At 71.6% G+C, this 17,153-nt stretch carries 18 protein-coding genes and 2 pseudogenes; 14 read left to right on the forward strand and 6 right to left on the reverse strand.

The features are described from left to right. Positions 1-88: 88 nt before the first annotated feature. The 4 genes from AC31A1_RS28245 to AC31A1_RS28260 form a co-directional block, all read right to left on the reverse strand. Positions 89-778: a response regulator gene (locus tag AC31A1_RS28245; RefSeq protein ID WP_489656023.1), complete on the reverse strand. Its 690-nt coding sequence runs from the start codon at positions 776-778 to the stop codon at positions 89-91. Next, positions 775-2,181 carry a sensor histidine kinase gene (locus AC31A1_RS28250; protein WP_489656024.1) on the reverse strand — a complete coding sequence of 469 codons (1,407 nt, stop codon included), beginning with the start codon at positions 2,179-2,181 and terminating at the stop codon, positions 775-777. The genes AC31A1_RS28245 and AC31A1_RS28250 overlap by 4 nt, the downstream gene beginning before the upstream one ends. 203 nt (positions 2,182-2,384) lie before the next feature. Next, entirely contained in the window at positions 2,385-3,029 is a 645-nt protein-coding gene (locus AC31A1_RS28255; protein ID WP_489656025.1) for a response regulator, read from the reverse strand. A gap of 22 nt (positions 3,030-3,051) precedes the next feature. Next, a complete protein-coding gene (locus AC31A1_RS28260) occupies positions 3,052-4,212 on the reverse strand; it encodes a sensor histidine kinase (protein WP_489656026.1) in 1,161 nt (386 codons plus the stop codon). Positions 4,213-4,390: 178 nt separating this feature from the next. Here AC31A1_RS28260 and AC31A1_RS28265 point away from each other — a divergent pair, with 178 nt between their 5' ends. Both AC31A1_RS28265 and AC31A1_RS28270 read left to right on the forward strand, forming a co-directional pair. After that, positions 4,391-4,573, forward strand: coding sequence for a hypothetical protein (locus tag AC31A1_RS28265; protein ID WP_489656027.1), 183 nt, complete (start codon positions 4,391-4,393; stop codon positions 4,571-4,573). A gap of 207 nt (positions 4,574-4,780) precedes the next feature. Further along, positions 4,781-5,017: pseudogene (locus AC31A1_RS28270) on the forward strand (cytochrome P450); the annotation flags it as partial. A 50-nt stretch (positions 5,018-5,067) separates the two neighbouring features. Here AC31A1_RS28270 and AC31A1_RS28275 read toward each other — a convergent pair. Beyond that, positions 5,068-5,832, reverse strand: a complete 765-nt coding sequence (locus tag AC31A1_RS28275; RefSeq protein ID WP_489656028.1) for an SDR family NAD(P)-dependent oxidoreductase — start codon at positions 5,830-5,832, stop codon at positions 5,068-5,070. A gap of 333 nt (positions 5,833-6,165) precedes the next feature. Between AC31A1_RS28275 and AC31A1_RS28280 the strand changes: the two genes are divergently transcribed. The 6 genes and pseudogenes from AC31A1_RS28280 (at position 6,166) to AC31A1_RS28305 (ending at position 10,729) form a co-directional block, all read left to right on the forward strand. Next, complete coding sequence (locus AC31A1_RS28280) at positions 6,166-6,888, forward strand: response regulator transcription factor (protein WP_489656029.1); 723 nt, start codon at positions 6,166-6,168, stop codon at positions 6,886-6,888. 373 nt (positions 6,889-7,261) lie between these two features. Then, the gene (locus tag AC31A1_RS28285) at positions 7,262-8,500 is read left to right on the forward strand and encodes a cytochrome P450 (protein ID WP_489656030.1); all 1,239 of its coding nucleotides are present in this window, start codon (positions 7,262-7,264) and stop codon (positions 8,498-8,500) included. A 41-nt stretch (positions 8,501-8,541) separates the two neighbouring features. Continuing rightward, entirely contained in the window at positions 8,542-8,739 is a 198-nt protein-coding gene (locus AC31A1_RS28290) for a ferredoxin (protein WP_489656031.1), read from the forward strand. Continuing rightward, on the forward strand, positions 8,736-9,911 hold the full coding sequence (locus AC31A1_RS28295) for an NAD(P)/FAD-dependent oxidoreductase (RefSeq protein ID WP_489656032.1): 1,176 nt from the start codon (positions 8,736-8,738) through the stop codon (positions 9,909-9,911). Before AC31A1_RS28290 ends, AC31A1_RS28295 begins: the two co-directional genes overlap by 4 nt. 40 nt (positions 9,912-9,951) lie before the next feature. Beyond that, a pseudogene (locus tag AC31A1_RS28300) lies at positions 9,952-10,263 on the forward strand (SDR family NAD(P)-dependent oxidoreductase); the annotation flags it as partial. A gap of 151 nt (positions 10,264-10,414) precedes the next feature. After that, positions 10,415-10,729, forward strand: a complete 315-nt coding sequence (locus AC31A1_RS28305) for an SDR family oxidoreductase (RefSeq protein ID WP_489656033.1) — start codon at positions 10,415-10,417, stop codon at positions 10,727-10,729. Between the two features lie 201 nt (positions 10,730-10,930). On the opposite strand, the gene AC31A1_RS28310 is transcribed toward AC31A1_RS28305, so the two are convergent. Further along, the gene (locus AC31A1_RS28310) at positions 10,931-11,827 is read right to left on the reverse strand and encodes an EamA family transporter (protein ID WP_489656034.1); all 897 of its coding nucleotides are present in this window, start codon (positions 11,825-11,827) and stop codon (positions 10,931-10,933) included. Between the two features lie 68 nt (positions 11,828-11,895). On the opposite strand from AC31A1_RS28310, the gene AC31A1_RS28315 reads away from it, so the two are divergent. The 6 genes from AC31A1_RS28315 to AC31A1_RS28340 all read left to right on the forward strand — a co-directional run. After that, positions 11,896-12,750: a LysR family transcriptional regulator gene (locus tag AC31A1_RS28315; protein ID WP_489656035.1), complete on the forward strand. Its 855-nt coding sequence runs from the start codon at positions 11,896-11,898 to the stop codon at positions 12,748-12,750. Positions 12,751-12,959: 209 nt separating this feature from the next. Continuing rightward, positions 12,960-13,937, forward strand: a complete 978-nt coding sequence (locus tag AC31A1_RS28320) for a tannase/feruloyl esterase family alpha/beta hydrolase (protein WP_489656036.1) — start codon at positions 12,960-12,962, stop codon at positions 13,935-13,937. Positions 13,938-14,100: 163 nt separating this feature from the next. Beyond that, positions 14,101-14,751, forward strand: coding sequence for a GntR family transcriptional regulator (locus AC31A1_RS28325; RefSeq protein ID WP_489656037.1), 651 nt, complete (start codon positions 14,101-14,103; stop codon positions 14,749-14,751). A gap of 61 nt (positions 14,752-14,812) precedes the next feature. Continuing rightward, complete coding sequence (locus AC31A1_RS28330; protein WP_489656038.1) at positions 14,813-15,562, forward strand: PIG-L deacetylase family protein; 750 nt, start codon at positions 14,813-14,815, stop codon at positions 15,560-15,562. Between the two features lie 2 nt (positions 15,563-15,564). After that, positions 15,565-16,269, forward strand: a complete 705-nt coding sequence (locus AC31A1_RS28335) for a 4-carboxy-4-hydroxy-2-oxoadipate aldolase/oxaloacetate decarboxylase (RefSeq protein WP_489656039.1) — start codon at positions 15,565-15,567, stop codon at positions 16,267-16,269. After that, positions 16,266-17,153 (forward strand): 4-oxalomesaconate tautomerase (locus AC31A1_RS28340; RefSeq protein ID WP_489656040.1); only part of this gene is annotated, 888 nt, incomplete at its 3' end. The genes AC31A1_RS28335 and AC31A1_RS28340, both read left to right, overlap by 4 nt.

Genomic DNA, 17,153 nt, shown 5'->3' on the forward strand with positions numbered 1-17,153 from the left:
GCACAGGTGTCGACGGGGGCGGGCGGTGCCACGCACTTTTCGGTACGGGTTCGCCTGAACGGCCGCGATCCCCTTGGCGGCCGTCGGCTCAGAACTCGGGCACGGGCGGGGGCGGCGCCTGCACAAGACCCGTCTGGTAGGCCATCACGACGAGTTGGGCGCGGTCGCGGGCGTCGAGCTTGGCCATGGCGCGGTGCACATGCGTGCGTACGGTCAGCGGGCTGACGTACAGCTTCTCGGCGATCTCGTCGTTGGAGCGGCCTTCGGCGGCCATGGCCATGATCTCGCGCTCGCGGGCGGTGAGGGCGCCGAGCCGGCCGGGTGTGGCCAGTGGGGCGCCCGGTGCGGGAGTGGCCAGGAAGCGGGCGATCAGGGTACGGGTGGCGAGCGGGGAGAGGAGTGTCTCGCCGGACGCGACCGTGCGGATGCCCGACAGCAGTGCGTCGGCGGTGACGTCCTTGCCGAGGAAACCGCTCGCGCCCGCCCGGAGGGCCTGTGCCACGTACTCGTCGACCTCGAAGGTGGTCAGGATGAGGACGCGAGTGCCGGACAGCGCCGGGTCGGCGCAGATCGCGGTCGTGGCGGTCAGGCCGTCGGTGCCGGGCATGCGTATGTCCATCAGGACGAGGTCGGGGCGGTGTTCACCGGCCAGCAGGATCGCCTCGGCGCCGTCGGCCGCCTCGGCGACCACCTCCATGTCCTCGCAGGTGTCGATCAGGATCCGGAAGGTGGCCCGCAGAAGGGCCTGGTCGTCGGCGAGCAGCACGCGGATGGTCATGGGGCTCTTTCTTCCGGTTGCGGGGCGCTGGGGTACAGCGGCAGTTCCGTGGTGACTTCGAAACCGCCCTCGACACGGTGCCCGGCCTGGAGGGCGCCGCCGACGGACCGGGCGCGCTCGCGCATGCCGATCAGTCCGAAGCCGTCGGCGGCGACCGGCATCGCGCCGGCTCCGTCGCCGCCCCAGGCAGAGTGCTCGGCCTGGAGGGCGTTGTCGGCGGACCGGGCGCGCCTGCGTATCCCGTCGAGTCCGGAGCCGCGGTCCGGGGCCGGTGCCGCGTTCACCCCGTCGCCGCCGGCCGGCCGGGCGCGCTCGCGCATCCCGGGCAGCCCGAAACCCCGGCCGGGAGCGGGCCCGGCGGCGCCCACGGCGCCCGCCCCGTCATCGGTCACCGTGACGGTCAACCGGTCGTAGGAGTACCGCAGCCGCACCCGCGCCGACCGGCTCGACGCGTGCTTGCTGACGTTGGTGAGGGCCTCCTGCACGATCCGGTAAGCCGTCAGGTCCACCCCGGGTGACAACGGGCGCTCCTTGCCCTCAGCGGTCACCGTGACCGTGAGCCCGGTGGACGCGAACGTGCGGGTCAGTTCGGTGAGTTGGGCCAGACCCGGGCTCGGGGCCAGGGGTGTGCCGGGGTCGTCGGGCCGGCGCAGCAGAGCGACCGTGCCCTTCATCTCGCGCAGCGCGGAGGACGTCGTACCGGCGAGTTCCGTGAGGATCCTCCGCACATGGTCGGGGTGCGTGCGCGCGAGGTGGGCCGCGGTGCCGGCCTGCGCGTGGGCCAGCGCCAGATGGTGGGCGACGACGTCGTGCAACTCCCGGGCGATACGCATCCGTTCCTCGGCCACCCGGTGCCGCGCCTCGTCCTCGCGGCCGCGCTCGGCGTACTCGGCCCGCGCCTGCACCGCCTCCAGATACGCCTCCCGCAGCCGGACCGCGTTCCCGGCGACGACCGGCAACAGCAGCCAGGCGGCCGGGCCGACGGTCCTGAACGGCCAGGGGTGATGCACCGGGTCCACCACCGTGGCCATGGCGACCACCAGCGCGGCCGAGGCGAAGAAGCAACGGCGGGCCGTGCCGCGGCCGGTGAGAACGGCCAGCCGGTACAGCGCCAGCATCAGCGGCCCCAGGATCAGCGGGGTGAGCAGGTGGCCCAGCGCACTCGCCCCGGCAGCCGCCACCGCCGTGACCGCGACGACCGTACGAGGCCGGCTCCGCTGCCAGAGCAGGGCCGCGCAGGAGACCGCGGCGAGCGCGATCGTGAGGCCCACCGCGTCCGGCCGGGGACCGCCGGGAGCGCCCAGCTCGCTGCCGAAGAGGAACATGGCGAACAGCAGGACGGCCGACATGGTGTCGACGGTGCGGATGTGCTCGTCCGCGTAGCGCTGCAGGCTGTCGTTCATGGGTGGTGTCTCCGATGGGGCCCGGTCGATCGAGGAAAGCAGCCACGGGACGCGGAGTACTCCACATCTGCTGTTCGGGGACCGCCCCAGACTCCCGGGCGGACCCCCGCCCCGTCGTCCTGCGGCTGCCGTCAATCGCGACTACTGAGAACGCGGTACGCACCGCCGGCCGTGTCGTCCCCGGGTACGACCGGCGGCGCGCGTCACACGTTCTGCAGATACGCCAGCACCGCCAGCACCCGGCGGTGCCCGCTGTCGCTCGGTGGCAGGCCCAGCTTCAGGAACACGTTGCCGATGTGCTTGCTGACCGCGCGTTCCGTGACGACCAGGGTCTTGGCGATCGTCGTGTTGTCGTGCCCCTCCGCCATCAGCTTGAGCACCTCGCGCTCGCGCGGGGTCAGCGAGTCCAGCGGCGAATTGCGGCGCCGGGTGAGCAGCTCGGTCACCACCTCGGGGTCCAGCGCCGTACCCCCGGCCGCCACCCGGTCCAGCGCGTCGAGGAACTCGTCCACGCGTCCGATCCGGTCCTTGAGCAGGTAGCCGATTCCGCTCGCGCCGACGCCCAACAACTCGGCGGCGTACGACTCCTCGACGTACTGCGACAGCACCAGCACCGGCAGCCCCGGGATCTTCTCCCGTGCCTCCAGCGCTGCCCGCAGCCCCTCGTCACGGAAGCCCGGCGGCATCCGCACGTCGAGCACGGCCACGTCCGGCCGGTGTTCGAGCAGCGCGGGCAGCACCTCCGGCCCGCTGCCGGCGACGGCCACGACCTCGTGCCCCGCCGATGTCAGCAGCAGGACCAGGCCCTCCCTGAGCAGGGCGTTGTCCTCGGCGAGCACCACTCTCACGACAGTTCCGCCTCAACTACGCTCACCAGACGCACGGCAGCTCCACTTCGATCACGGTAGGTCCCCCCACGGGGCTGGTCACAGTCACACTGCCGTCGAGCGCGGCGACCCGGCGCTGCATGCCCAGCAGCCCCGAACCCCCTGCCTCGTCGGCTCCACCCCGGCCCTCGTCGCGCACCCGGACGCGCAGTCCGGTGCGGGCGCGGGCGAGATGGACGTCGGCGCGGTCGGCGCCGCTGTACTTGGCCGCGTTGGTCAGCGACTCGGCGATCACGAAGTACGCGGCCGCCTCCACCGCCGCCGGGGCCCGCGGCCCGTCGTGTCCGTCGGTCAGCCCGTCCACGGTCACGGTGACGGTGAGCGCGCTGCTGGCGGCGAGCGCGCGCACCGCGCCGACCAGGCCGCGGTCGGTGAGGATCGGCGGGTGGATCGCGCGCACCACGTGCCGCAGATCCGTCAGTGCCTCCTCGGCCAGCGTCTGCGCGTCGTCGAGCATCCTGCGCGCCGCCTCCGGATCCTGGTCGTAGGCCCGCTTGGCGAGACCGATCCGCATGGAGAGCGATACCAGCCTCGCCTGCGTGCCGTCGTGCAGATCGCGCTCGATCCGGCGCAGCTCGGCGCCGTGCGCGGCGATCGCGCCCGCCCGGGTCTGCACCAACTCCTCTACCCGTACGGCCAGTTGGGCCTTCGGTGAGGGCTTCAGCAGGACGGTGGACCAGTGCGCGTCGAGATCCGCGAGCCGGCTGATCAACGGCAGGACGACGGCCCGGCGGCGCAACAGCCCGCACCACACCCCGTCGACGACCAGACCCAGCGGCCACAGCGGCAGCATCAGCACCGGAAGTGTGCCGTACGCGTAGTGGGCGACCAGCCAGCGGAAGTCGGTCAGCGTGCTCGGGTCGCGGACCGCCGTGCGCACCCGCTCCCGCACGGTGCCGGTGAGCGGCTGGTACGCCTCGGGGATCTTCCGGCCCGTCCACCTGCCCGCCTGCTGCCGCTTGGCCCCGGCGATCCGCCGTATCAGCAGCACCGTCTCCGGGAGCATGAACGCGCCGACCACCGCGGCCGTGGCGATCGCGGTGATCAGGAGCACGGTGATGAAGATGTACGACCCGAAGGTCATCGCGGCGGAGACGACCAGCTGGAGGGTGGCTCGGGCGGCCTGCCGCACGGTAGCGCGCATGGAGATCAGGTTAGGCGCGTGGGCCCGGGCACGCGGGAGCGGACGACCCGACACGGGTGCAGCCCGCTCCACCACGGGTCCGGGAGGTCGCTCCCTCGTGGCGTCGGGCGGACGACGGAATCGTTGAGGCAACACGTCAGCCAAGATCCAAGTCTTCTCGATCCGGAGGAAACCACCCATGACGCCGATGCTCGCGTCGAGACCCGTGCTGTGGTTCCTGTTCCTGTTCAACCTGCTCGTCGCCACGGCCGCGCCCTTCGTCACCGACGGCGCGCAGGCCGTGCTGACCGCCGTGGGCATGGGTGCCGTCGCGCTGGGAGCGGGCGTCAGTCTGTACCGGACCCGCAGGCGGGCGGCCTGATGTTCGCCTGCCCGGCGGTGCGGCGCGTGGCCGGAACTCGATGATGGTCAAGTCAACTGCTTGCTCTGAATGAGTGCTTCCGCCTGCCTGAGGCCCGCCTCCGGGAGAACGGCGGTGACGGTGACGGCGGCGCCGACGGACAAGTCGACAGCACAGGCCGAACAGGTCGGCAGCACCCGGGAGTTGATCCCCACCACGGCGGAGCGGTTGTTCGCAGACCCCGACCGCCTCGACCTCACCAGGCCCGGGGCCCGCCGCCACGTCGCCCTCGGCTTCGGTGTCCACCAGTGCCTCGGCCGGCCGCCGGCCCGGATGGAACTCCAGGTCGTCCACAGCGCGTTGTACCGCCGCATCCCCACCCTCCGCAGTGCCACCGACCTCGATCGCATCCCGTTCAAGCACGACGGCTCCGTCTACCGCGTCCACGAACTCCTCGTCGCGTGGCGACCGTTGGGCCACCCTGACCCGCCCGGGGCGGCGGCCGGGCGTGCCCGTCATACGGCGCACCAGCCGTCGTCGACGGGCAGCACGGCGCCGTTGATGTGCCGGGCGGCGTCGGAGGCAAGGAAGACGAGCGCGGCCGCCTGCTCCTCCGGGAAGGCGATCCGGTCGGAGACCACGAGCCCGGGGCCGATCACCCCGGGGCCGTGGGCCCGCGCGTCGACGTCGTAGGTGATGCCCGTCGCGGTGGCCCCGGGGGCGATCGCGTTGGCGCGGACTCCCTGCGCCCGGTACATCACGGCGAGGGACTTCACCAGGCCCACGATCCCGTGCTTGGCGGCGGTGCAGGCGGCGCCCGCCGCACTGCCGCGCAGGCCGGCCTCGGCGGCGGTGAAGACGATCGCGCCGCGTCCGGCGGCCAGCATGTGCGGCAGCGCGGCCCGGGTGAGCAGGAAGGGTGCCGTCAGGTTGACCCGGAGGACCCGCTCCCACTCGGCGTCGCCGGTGTCCGCGAGGGCCGACATCCGGTCCATGATCCCGGCGTTGTTGATCAGCACGTCGAGCCCGTCGAACGCGGCGACGGCGGTGGCGACGACCTCGTCCACCACCGCCTGCTCGCTCAGGTCGCCGACGACAGGCACGGCGGAGCCGCCGTCGTGCTCGATCTCCTTGACCGTCCGCTCGGCGCCCGCCCGGTCGAGGTCCGCCACCACGACCGCGGCACCCGCTAGCGCGAACTGCAGCGCGGCGGCCCGCCCGATCCCGGACCCCGCGCCGGTGACGGCGACACTGCGCCCTTCAAGACCGATGCCGTGCATGGCGTACTCCTTGGTTCTTCGCGGGTCCGCCGCGGTCATCCCGAGGTGGGGGAGAGGGGTTGTCCGCGGACCCGGCGCCGATCTGGGGGAGTGGCCGGCGACCGGGTCCGGGACGGCGCCGACCCCCGTCCCCACGGGTTCGGCGCGGGGGCCGCCTTCCGCTCAAGGCGGCCCCGGCTCTGGTGAGCGAGGGCTCAGCTGTGCTCCTGACTCCTGGTGGCCCACCCTCACGGCGGGCTTCCTTGAGTTAGGCAAGCGTATCTGACTTACTTGAGTCAAGCAATCGAATGTATATTGCTTGAGTCAGGCAAGCAGGACGGTAGGGTGACGCTCATGTCCACGTACGACAGCATCGGTGAGACACGATCACTCGCCCGCGGTGGCGGGCAGCATCTGCTCGTCGCCGTGGACGAGCCGGACAACGCCGAACTCCTCTCCACGACACTGGAGTTGGCGGGCTACCGGATCAGGACGGCCGGCAACGGCACCGAGGTGGTCTCCCGGCTTGCGGAGCAGCGGTTCGAACTGGTCGTCATCGACGCGGAGTTGCCCGAGATGGGCGCCCTCGCGCAGGGCCGCCGACTCGTCACGCACCGCCCGCCCGTCCTCCTGCTCACCGGCTGGGACGCCCTCGACAAGCTGCTGCCCGAACTGGGCGCGGGGGAGCGGGACTACGTCACCAAGCCCTTCCGGATCGCCGAAGTGCTCGCCCGTATCCAGGTGTTACTGCGCGGCCGGGGCGGCGGACGCGACGGCGCGCTGCACTACGCCGACCTCGTCCTGGACGACACCACCTGTCAGGCACGGCGCGGACGGCGCACCCTCGACCTCACGCCCGCGGAGTACCGGCTGCTGCGCCACCTCCTCGTCAACGCGCACAAGGTGCTGTCCAAGGAGCAGATCGGCCGGTACGTCTGGGGCGACTTCCGCGGCGGCAACGCGATGGAGCAGCTCGTCTCCCGCCTCCGGCGCAAGGTGGACCAGGAAGGCGCGGCGCTTATCCATACGCGCCGGGGCTTCGGCTACTGGCTCGGACGGGCGGCCGGTGAGGCGTGAGCGTGTGAGCGCGTGAGTGCCCCACCGGGGAGTTGCAAAGGATGCGCGGAGCAAATATGGGCACCCTGTGAAGCGGGGTGCGGGGCGGTGTCACGGTGACGTGGCGCCGCCCTTTTCTTGTTGCGTCCGTGAGGCGGTGGCATCACATCCTCGTCGGTCAACTCACCGCCAATTCAGCTGAGTTGCCCTTCCCTGACATCTCTGTCCGGTTCATGGCAACAGTGCTGACGTGTGATCCGGGCCACGTCAGGTTGTTGTCAGGGAACTGACCGGAAGACGTCAGCCCGCTCTGTTTGCATGTGCTCATCGAGGCCTCGATCCCAGTACCCCGGCGCTCGCCCCCATGCAGAGCCCCCCACCACCGAGGAGAGACATGGCCGACACCCTGACCGACACACCGCCCGACACGGCCGCGGCCCCCGAATACCCGATGCGGCGGGACGCGCGCTACCCCCTCGCCCCGCCGCCCGCCGTGCACCGGCTGCGCGACGGGAAACCGATCAGCCGCGTCTGCATCTGGAACGGCGCCACGCCCTGGCTGATCACCCGCCACGCCGACCAGCGCGCCCTGCTCACCGACCCCCGCGTCAGCGACGACGACCTGGAATCCGGCTTCCCCTACGTCAGCGCGCACCGTGCCGAGATCGCCCCGCACACCCCGCGGATGATCACCAACACCGACGCGCCCGAGCACACCCGGCTGCGCCGGACGGTCAACGCGCCGTTCGTCGTCAAGCGGATAGAGGCCATGCGGGCCCCCGTCCAGAAGATCGTCGACGAGCTGATCGACGACATGCTGGCCGGCCCCAACCCGGCCGACCTGCTCACCGCGCTCGCGCTGCCCGTCCCCTCGCTGGTCATCGCCGAACTCCTCGGAGTGCCGTACGAGGACCACGACTTCTTCCAGCGCAACAGCAGCATCGCGCTCGACAGCGCCGCGTCGCCCCAGGAGGCGCGGGCGGCGAGCGGCGCGCTGGCCGCCTATCTGGACAAGCTCATCGGGCTGAGGCTGGAGAACCCGGCCGAAGGCGTGCTGTCCGAGATGGCCGGGCGCGTCGACAACGGCGAGATGACCCGCACCGAGGCCGTCCACATGGGCGTCGCCATGCTCATCGCCGGGCACGAGACCACCGCCACGATGATCAGCCTCGGCACGCTCGCCCTGCTCCAGAACCCCGACCAACTCGCCCTGGTGCGCGACACGGACGACCCGAAGGCCATCGCCGGCGCGGTCGACGAACTGCTCCGCTACCTCACCATCGTGCAGACCGGCGTCCGCCGCGTCGCCAAGGAGGACATCGAGATCGGCGGCGTCACCATCCGCGCCGGCGAGGGCATGATCTTCGACCTGCACGCCGCGAACTGGGACCCCGAGGCCTTCCCCGAGGCCGACCGCCTCGACATCACCCGGTCAGCCCGCCAGCACCAGGCCTTCGGCTACGGCCCCCACCAGTGCCTCGGCCAGAACCTCGCCCGCCTCGAACTCCAGGTCGTCTACGGCACCCTCTACCGTCGCATCCCGACCCTCCGACTGGCCGCCCCCATCGAGCAGTTGGCCTTCGACCGCACCGGCACGACCTACGGCGTGGCCTGCCTGCCCGTCGCCTGGTGACCATCCCCCTCACGAACGAACCGAGAGCAAAGGACACGGCCATGAAGGTCGAACTCGACGAACCGAAATGCGTCGCCTCCGGGCAGTGCGTGGTCGCCGCCCCCGACGTCTTCGACCAGCGTGACGAGGACGGCGTGGCGATCCTCCTGGAGGAGCAGCCCGGCGCCGAACTCCTCGACGACGTACGGGAAGCCGCGGCGGTCTGCCCGGCCGCGGCCATCCGACTGGTGGAGCGGTGACACGGATCGTCGTCGTCGGAGCATCGGCCGCCGGACTCGCGGCGGCCGAGACACTCCGCCGCGAGGGCTACACCGGCACGCTGACCCTCGTGGGCGATGAACCGCACCTGCCCTACGACCGGCCGCCGCTGTCCAAGCAGGTCCTCGCCGCCGAGTGGGAACCCGACCGGATCGCCCTGCGCACCCCGGCCGACCTGACCGGGCACGACCTCGACCTGCGGCTCGGTGTCGCCGCGACCGCGCTCGACCTCGCCGCGCAGGAGGTGTGGCTCTCGGACGGCGCGCAGGTGCCGTACGACGGGCTGATCATCGCCACCGGAGTGCGGCCCCGGCGGCTGCCGGGTGAGGGTGCGCATGTGCTGCGCACGCTCGACGACGCGCTCACGCTGCGCGAACGGCTCGCTCCCGGGCGCAAGTTGGTGGTGGTCGGTGCCGGATTCCTCGGCGCGGAGGCGGCGGCCGTGGCCTGGCGTCTCGGCGCCGAGGTCACCCTGCTGGAACCGGCCCCCGTGCCGCTGGCGCACGCCGTCGGCGAGCAGGTCGGGCAGGTGCTGGCGCAGGCGCACGTGGACCACGGCGTGAACCTGCGCACCGGTGTCGCCGTCACCGAGGTGACCGACGAGGGCGTACGGCTCGGGACCGGCGAGGAGATCGAGGCCGACGAGGTGCTCGTCGCGATCGGCTCGCTGCCCAACACCGAGTGGCTCGCCGACAGCGGACTCTCCGTCGGTGACGGCGTGGTGTGCGACGAGTACTGCGAGGCCGCCAAGAACGTATACGCGGCCGGTGACGTCGCCCGCTGGTACAACCCGCTCTTCGAGACGTCGATGCGGATCGAGCACCGCACCAACGCCGCCGAACAGGGCATGGCCGCCGCGCGCAACCTCGTCGACCCGGAGGTGCGCAAGGCGTTCGCGCCCGTGCCGTACTTCTGGTCCGACCAGTACGACATGAAGATCCAGGCCTACGGCTATCTGCGCGGCCACGACGAAGTCGCCGTGGTCGACGGGGACTTGGGCGAGCGGCGGTTCGTGGCCGCCTACCGCACCGGCGACCGGCTCACCGGCGCCCTCGCGGTCGGCATGCCGCCCAAGGCGATCCGCGTATGGCGACAGGCCATCGTGGCCGGAGCGAGCTGGCAGGAGGCCGTCCATGGCGCAACGACCGGCTGAGGAACCCCGCGACGTCGTCGTGGTCACCGGCGCCGGAGGCATGGGGACGGCGATCGCACGCCGCCTCGGCAGCGGCCGCACCCTGTTCCTCGCCGACGCCTCACGCGGTCGACTCGACCGCACCGTGGCCGCGTTGACCGCCGAGGGCTACGCGGCGCACGGCGTCCTCACCGACATCTCCGACCGCGCGGCCGTCGACAAGCTCGCGCGGACGGCGGACGGCGAGGGCCGGGTCGTCGCCGTGGCGCACACGGCCGGGGTCTCCGCCTCGATCGCCACGGCGCGGACGGTCCTGGAGGTCGACCTGCTGGGCACGGTCCATGTGATCGACGCCTTCGAGCCGGTGGCCGGACGCGGCACCGCACTCGTCGCCGTCTCCAGCATGGCCGGGCACTACGCTCGCTCAGCCCCGAGGACGAGGCTGCCCTGGCGACGGCACCGGCGGAGGAACTGCTCTCCCTGCCCGTCGTCACCGCCGTGGGGACGACTCGCTGCGCGCCTACATGGTCGCCAAGCGTGCCAACCACGTGCGCGTGGAGGCCGCCGCGCTCGCCTGGAACCTGCGCGGCGCCCGCATCAACACCGTGAGCCCCGGCGTCATCTCGACCGCGATGTCGAAGGCCGAGGCCGAGTCGCCGCACGGCGGGCACATGCTCAAGATGCTCGACGACTGCGGAGCGGGACGCACCGGCACGCCGGGTGAGATCGCCGACGCGGTGGCCTTCCTCACCGGCCCGCAGGCCCAGTTCATCACCGGCACCGACCTGCTCGTCGACGGCGGACAGGCCGCCTGGGTCCGTCGGCACATGCGGCACTGACCGACCTGCCCCGGAGGCCAGAATCTCCCTGCTTCAGCAGGGAGAGCAAGTCAATACAACAATGGGGGCAAGCCCTCCGAGCGCAGTGAGTCGTACGGCGGCGGACCCGTCGAGTTCCACGCGGCGCTCAGGGAGTGGCGGGAGAACAGCGACATGGGCGACGTCCTCGCCGAATGACAAGGGCCGGCGGGCTTCGGTTGTTCAGTCCCGCGCGGTGAGAATGCTCAGCGCGTTCGCGGCCACGACGGCACCGACGCCCGCCCACTCCGCCCAGTCCAGCCGCTGCCCGAGACCGATCCACCCGACCACGGCGGCGAGCACGGGATTGACGCTCATGAACAGCCCGAAGGCCGGAGCCGGCACCCGGCGCAGTGTGAACAGATCGGCCAGATACGGCACCGCCGACGACAGCACCCCGGCCGCCACCGCACACGCGGCCGCCGTGAGGGTCGGCGGATGCCGGACCGCGACGACGATCCCGACCGGCAGGAACATCAGCGCGGACACCCCGGCCGCCGTCGCCGAACCCTGCGCCCCGGGGATGCGGCGGCCGACGGTCCGGTTGAGCAGGATGTACGACGCCCAGCACCCGGCGGCCAGCAGCCCGAGCCCCATGCCCAGGTAGTCGGCCGAGGGGCGCGGCCGCATCAGCGTCACCACGCCCGCCACCGCGATCAGCGCACAGCAGGCGTCCACGCGGCGCCGGGTCGCGGCCAGTGCGATGGAGAGCGGACCCAGGAACTCCAGTGTCACCGCCAGGCCGAGACCGACGCGGTCGATCGCCGTGTACAGGGACAGGTTCATCGTCCCGAACACCACGGCCAGCAGCAGCACCGGCCACCACTGCCGCCGGCTGAACTCCCGCAGCCGGGGCCTGCCCACGGCGAACAGGACGGCGGCGGCGACGTACTGGCGCACCGCGACGACCCCCACGGGCCCGATGACCGGGAAGGCGAGGGAGCCGATCGCCGCGCCGAGCTGGTTGGACAGCCCGCTGCCGGCCATGGTGGCGACCCCGGCCAGGCCCACGCGGGACGGCTGTGGGGTGCCATGTGGCTTGGTGGGCAAGGGAGTTGTCGCTGGGGAGGCTCCAGGCATGGTCCGATCGTGCGCCTGATCGGCACTTGCGCAAAATGCAAGAGCGGGACGATCTATACGCTGGAGTCATGGATCTGGAGCTGCGACAGCTGCGCTGCCTCGTCGCGATCGTCGACGAGGGCACCTTCACCGACGCCGCCGCCACGCTCGGCGTCTCCCAGGCCGCCGTCTCGCGCACCCTCGCCTCGCTCGAACGCGCCCTCGGCGTACGGTTGTTGAGGCGCACCTCGCGGGCGGTGGCCCCGACCGGCACCGGGCTGCGGGTGGTCGCACACGCCCGTCGGGTGCTCGCCGAGGCCGACGACCTGGTCCGCGACGCCACCTCGGGCCACACCCATCTCCGCATCGGCTACGCCTGGTCGGCGCTCGGCCGCCATACGCTGCCCTTCCAGCGCCGCTGGAGCCACACGCACCCGGAGACCGATCTGCACCTGGTCCGCGTCAACTCGGCCACCGCCGGTCTCGGGGAAGGCGCCTGCGAACTCGCCGTAGTGCGCAGGCCGTTGGACGACCGGCGGTTCGAGTCGGCCATCGTCGGACTGGAGCGACGGCTGTGCGCGATGGCCTCCGACGACCCGCTCGCCCGGCGCCGCTCGGTCCGGCTGGCCGACCTCGCGGGGCGCACTCTCCTCGTCGACCGCCGTACCGGTACCACGACCGCCGACCTGTGGCCGCCCGACTCGCGCCCGGCGACCGAGGACACCCACGACGTGGACGACTGGCTCACCGTGATCGCCACCGGCCGCAGCGTCGGCATGACCGCGGAGTCGACCGCCAACCAGTACCCGAGGCCCGGAGTCGTCTACCGCCCGGTGCGCGACGGCGAGCCCATCGCCGTACGGCTCGCCTGGTGGAAGGACGACCCGCACCCCGCCACCCAGGCCGTGCTGGAACTGCTCACCGCGCTCTACCGCGAGGCCTGAGCCGGTCACCCTTGTGGCCCACGGTGGCGGCCGTCATCGTCGCGGCCTTGTCACCGGCCTCGCGCTGCTGCCCGACACGTTCTCGGCGGACGCCGACGCGACCGCGAGCGTCACGAAGGTGTCCACCAGCCCTTTCCTGCACCGACCTGCCGCAGAAGGACTTCGGCGCGCTCGACGACGCGGCGACCTCCGTCGCCTCCGCGAGCCTGGTGGTCAAGAGCGGCTCGAACGCGTACGAGTACTGCGACGTCAAGGGCACCGTCGCCCCGCAGATCCAGTTCGAACTGCGGCTCCCGACCAAGACGTACCGGCAGCGCTACCTCCAGGAGGGCTGCGGCGGCTACTGCGGCATGGTCGGCGTCAGCGCCCAGCCCGCAGCCTCCACCGGCGGCGCCCCCGTCACCGACGGCTCGTTCGCCCTCGGCCAGGACAATCAGGGCCACGTCTCCATCTCCGGCACGGGCGGCGGCTCCGCCGAGGTCTGGGCGACGAACCCCCAGCTCAAGGTCGACTTCGGCTACCGCTCCGAGCACGCCTTCGCCACCGCCGCCAAGGCGATCACCAAGGCCTTCTACGGCGCCGAACCGACGTACTCCTACGCCGGCGACCTGCAACTTCGACCCGGCGAGCCTCAAGTGCGCCGACAACAAGGACAGTTCGAGCTGCCTCACCACCGACCAGGTCGACGTCGTACGGAAGGCGTACGCAGGCGTGACCGCTCCGGACGGCACTCATCTCTCCACAGGTGGTCAGCACTACGGCTCCGAGACCGCCAGGGAGGGGCTGTTCATTCCGTGGACACCTTCAAGGCCTACCAGCGGGAGGTCTCCGGGATCTACGACGCCACCGATCCCGACCTCACCACGTTCCACGAGGCGGACGGCAAGATCATCCAGTGGCACGGGCTGACCGACCCCAACATCCCGCCCACCGGCACCCGCGCCTACCGCCAGGCCGTGATCGACACCATGGGGCAGGACAGGGCCGATGACTTCTACCGCCTGTACCTGTTCCCCGGCGTCAACCACTGCGGCGGCGGTGACGGGCCCGACAACTTCGAAGCCGAGCGGAGGCACCCAGCCCGGGGGACCGGCGGTGGCCAACTCGGCGGCGACACCAAGGACACCAAGGCTTCCGCGAGCGCGAGCACCAGCGCGCCCACCGTCGGGTACACCCGGCCCGTCTAAATCCGCTGTCCACTGCCCGTCCATGGCCGGTCCATGGGCGGGCAGTGGCGTGTTCTGCGGTAAGTATGGGCGGAAGCATGCCTGCAATACGGCGGACAAAATTGTTGACAATCTTGTTTGGCTAGATTTAGGTTCGACAGGCACTCACTCAGGGAGGGCAACGATGCCGAAAGAAGCCCGTCCGAGCACCGGGGAGCAGGCCAAGCAGCATGCGCTTACGCAGCTGCGGCAGGCGATCCTGCAGGGCGACATGGCACCGGCACAGCGGTTGGTGGAGAACGAACTCGCCGAGCAGTTCGATGTGACGCGGGCCAGCATCCGGGCGGCGCTGATCGATCTGGCGGCCGAGGGGCTGGTGGAGCGGATCCGCAACCGGGGTTCCCGGGTGCGGGTGGTGACCGTGGAGGAAGCGGTCGCCATCACGGAGTGCCGCATGGTCCTGGAGGGACTGTGCGCGGCCAAGGCGGCCGTCGCGGCCGGCGACGACCAGCTGGCGGAACTGGCGGACCTGGGCCGGGCCATGACCAAGGCCGTGGCCGACGGCGAGCCGGTCACCTACTCCGAGCTCAACCACGAACTGCACGACAAGGTGCGGGAGTTCTCCGGCCAGCAGACGGCCGTGGCCCTGCTGGAGCGGCTCAATGCCCAACTGGTGCGTCACCGCTTCCAGTTGGCGCTGCGGCCGGGGCGTCCGCAGCAGTCCCTGAGCGAGCACCTGGCGATGATCGAGGCGATCACGGCCAGGGACCCGCAGGCGGCCGAGGCGGCCGCCCGCGCCCATCTCACCAGTGTGATCGGGGCGTTGCGCGACTGACGCGCGGCCGATCGGCACATCTGGGGCGGGCGCATACCTGTCCATCAAGGAGATTCGAGTCATGACGCACGGCAACGCGCCCGCCACCCCACGATCGACACTCGTCGTCACGGCGCACGCCGGGGACTTCGTCTGGCGGGCGGGCGGAGCCATCGCCCTGGCCGCCGCCCGCGGCGAGAAGGTCACCATCGCCTGTCTGACCTTCGGCGAGCGCGGCGAGTCCGCGAAGGCCTGGCGCGAGGGCAAGAAGCTGGACGAGATCAAGGCGATACGCCGGGACGAGGCCGAGCGCGCCGCGGCCACCCTCGGCGCGGAGGTCCGCTTCTTCGACGCGGGCGACTATCCCCTGGTCGCCACCGCCGAGCTGACCGACAAGCTCGTCGAGGTCTACCGCGCCACGCAGCCCGACGTCGTGCTCACCCATCCCATCGAGGATCCGTACAACGGCGACCATCCGGCCGCCAACCGGATGGCGCTGGAGGCCCGCGTCCTCGCGCAGGCCATCGGCTACCCCGGCGAGGGCGAGATCATCGGGGCCCCGCCGGTCTTCTACTTCGAGCCGCACCAGCCCGAGATGAGCGGCTTCAAGCCCGAGGTCCTCCTCGACATCACCGAGGTCTGGGACACCAAGCGCAAGGCGATGGAGTGCCTCGGCGCCCAGCAGCACCTGTGGGACTACTACACCGACCTGGCCGTACGCCGAGGCGTCCAGCTCAAGCGCAACGCCGGCCCGAACCTGGGCCTGGCCCACAAGACGATGGCCGAGGCGTACATGCGCCCGTACCCGCAGATCGCGAAGGAGCTGGCATAACCATGGGCGGCGTGATCGTCACCAACCCCCCGAAGGCGGACCCGAAGGACGTCGAGGCGCTGGCCGCCTTCGGTGTCGCCACCGTCAGCGAGGCCATGGGCCGCACTGGTCTCCTCGGACCTTCAATCCGCCCTGTCCAGCAGGGAGTTCGGGTCGCGGGCACCGCCGTCACCGTGCTCAGCTGGCCCGGCGACAACCTCATGATCCACGCGGCCGTGGAGCAGTGCGGCGAGGGCGACATCCTCGTCGTCACCACCACCTCCCCGTGCACGGACGGCCTGTTCGGCGAGCTCTTCGCCACCGCGCTGCGGAAGCGCGGGGTGCGCGGAGTCGTCCTCAACACCGGTATCCGCGACACCCAGGAACTGCGGGACATGGGCTTCGCCGCCTGGTCCCGCGCCGTCTCCTCCCAGGGCACCGTCAAGGCCACCGGCGGCTCGGTCAACGTGCCGATCGCCGTCGACGGCCAGGTCGTCCGACCCGGTGACGTGATCGTCGCCGACGACGACGGCGTCGTGGTCGTCCCGCGCGAGAAGGCCCGCGAGACCGCCGAGAAGTCCGAGGCCCGCGAGGCCAAGGAAGCGGCCACCCGCGCCGCTTTCCAGGAGGGCCAACTCGGCCTGGACCGCTACGGGTTGCGCGACACCCTCAAGCGACTCGGCGTCGCGTACCAGTCGTACGAGGAGTACACCGGAGCCGGGTCGTGACCGGGCCCGCGGAGGTCCGCTGCACGCTGATGCGCGGCGGCACCTCCAAGGGCGCCTACTTCCTTGCCGAGGACCTCCCCGCCGACCCGGCCGAACGCGACGACCTGCTGCTCCGCGTCATGGGCAGCCCCGACCCGCGCCAGATCGACGGCCTGGGCGGCGCCCACCCGCTCACCAGCAAGGTCGGCGTGGTCTCCGCCTCGGCCGACCCCGAGGCCGACGTCGACTACCTGTTCCTTCAAGTCGCCGTCGACCACCCCGAGGTGACGGACCGTCAGAACTGCGGCAACATCCTCGCCGGCGTAGGCCCGTTCGCCGTGGAGCGGGGGCTCGTGGCCCCCGGTGACGGTGAGACCTCCGTCCGCATCCGGATGCTCAACACCGGGGAACTCGCGGTCGCGAGCTTCCCGACTCCGGGCGGGCGGGTCGACTACACCGGCACTGCGGAGATATCCGGCGTACCTGGAACCGCGGCGCCCGTGGTGATCGAATTCCCGCAGGGCGCAAACCCGCTGCTGCCGACCGGCCGCGTCCGTGACGTGATCGCCGGCACCGAGGTGACGTGCGTCGACAACGGCATGCCGGTGGTCCTGATCCCGGCCGCCGCACTGGACGTCACGGGGTACGAGACGCCCACCGACCTGGAGGAGAACGCCACTCTCGCCGACCGCCTACGGGAGATCCGCCTGGCCGCCGGAAAGCTGATGGGCCTCGGTGACGTCGAGCACACCACGATCCCCAAGCTCAGCCTGCTGGCACCGCCCACGGACGGCGGCGCGGTCATGACCCGCACCTTCATCCCGGTGCGCTGCCACACCTCCATCGGTGTCCTGGGCGCCGCGAGTGTGGCGGCGGGGCTCCTCGTTCCCGGCGGGGTGGGGGAG

The sequence above is a fragment of the Streptomyces sp. P5F9 genome (assembly GCF_057961495.1).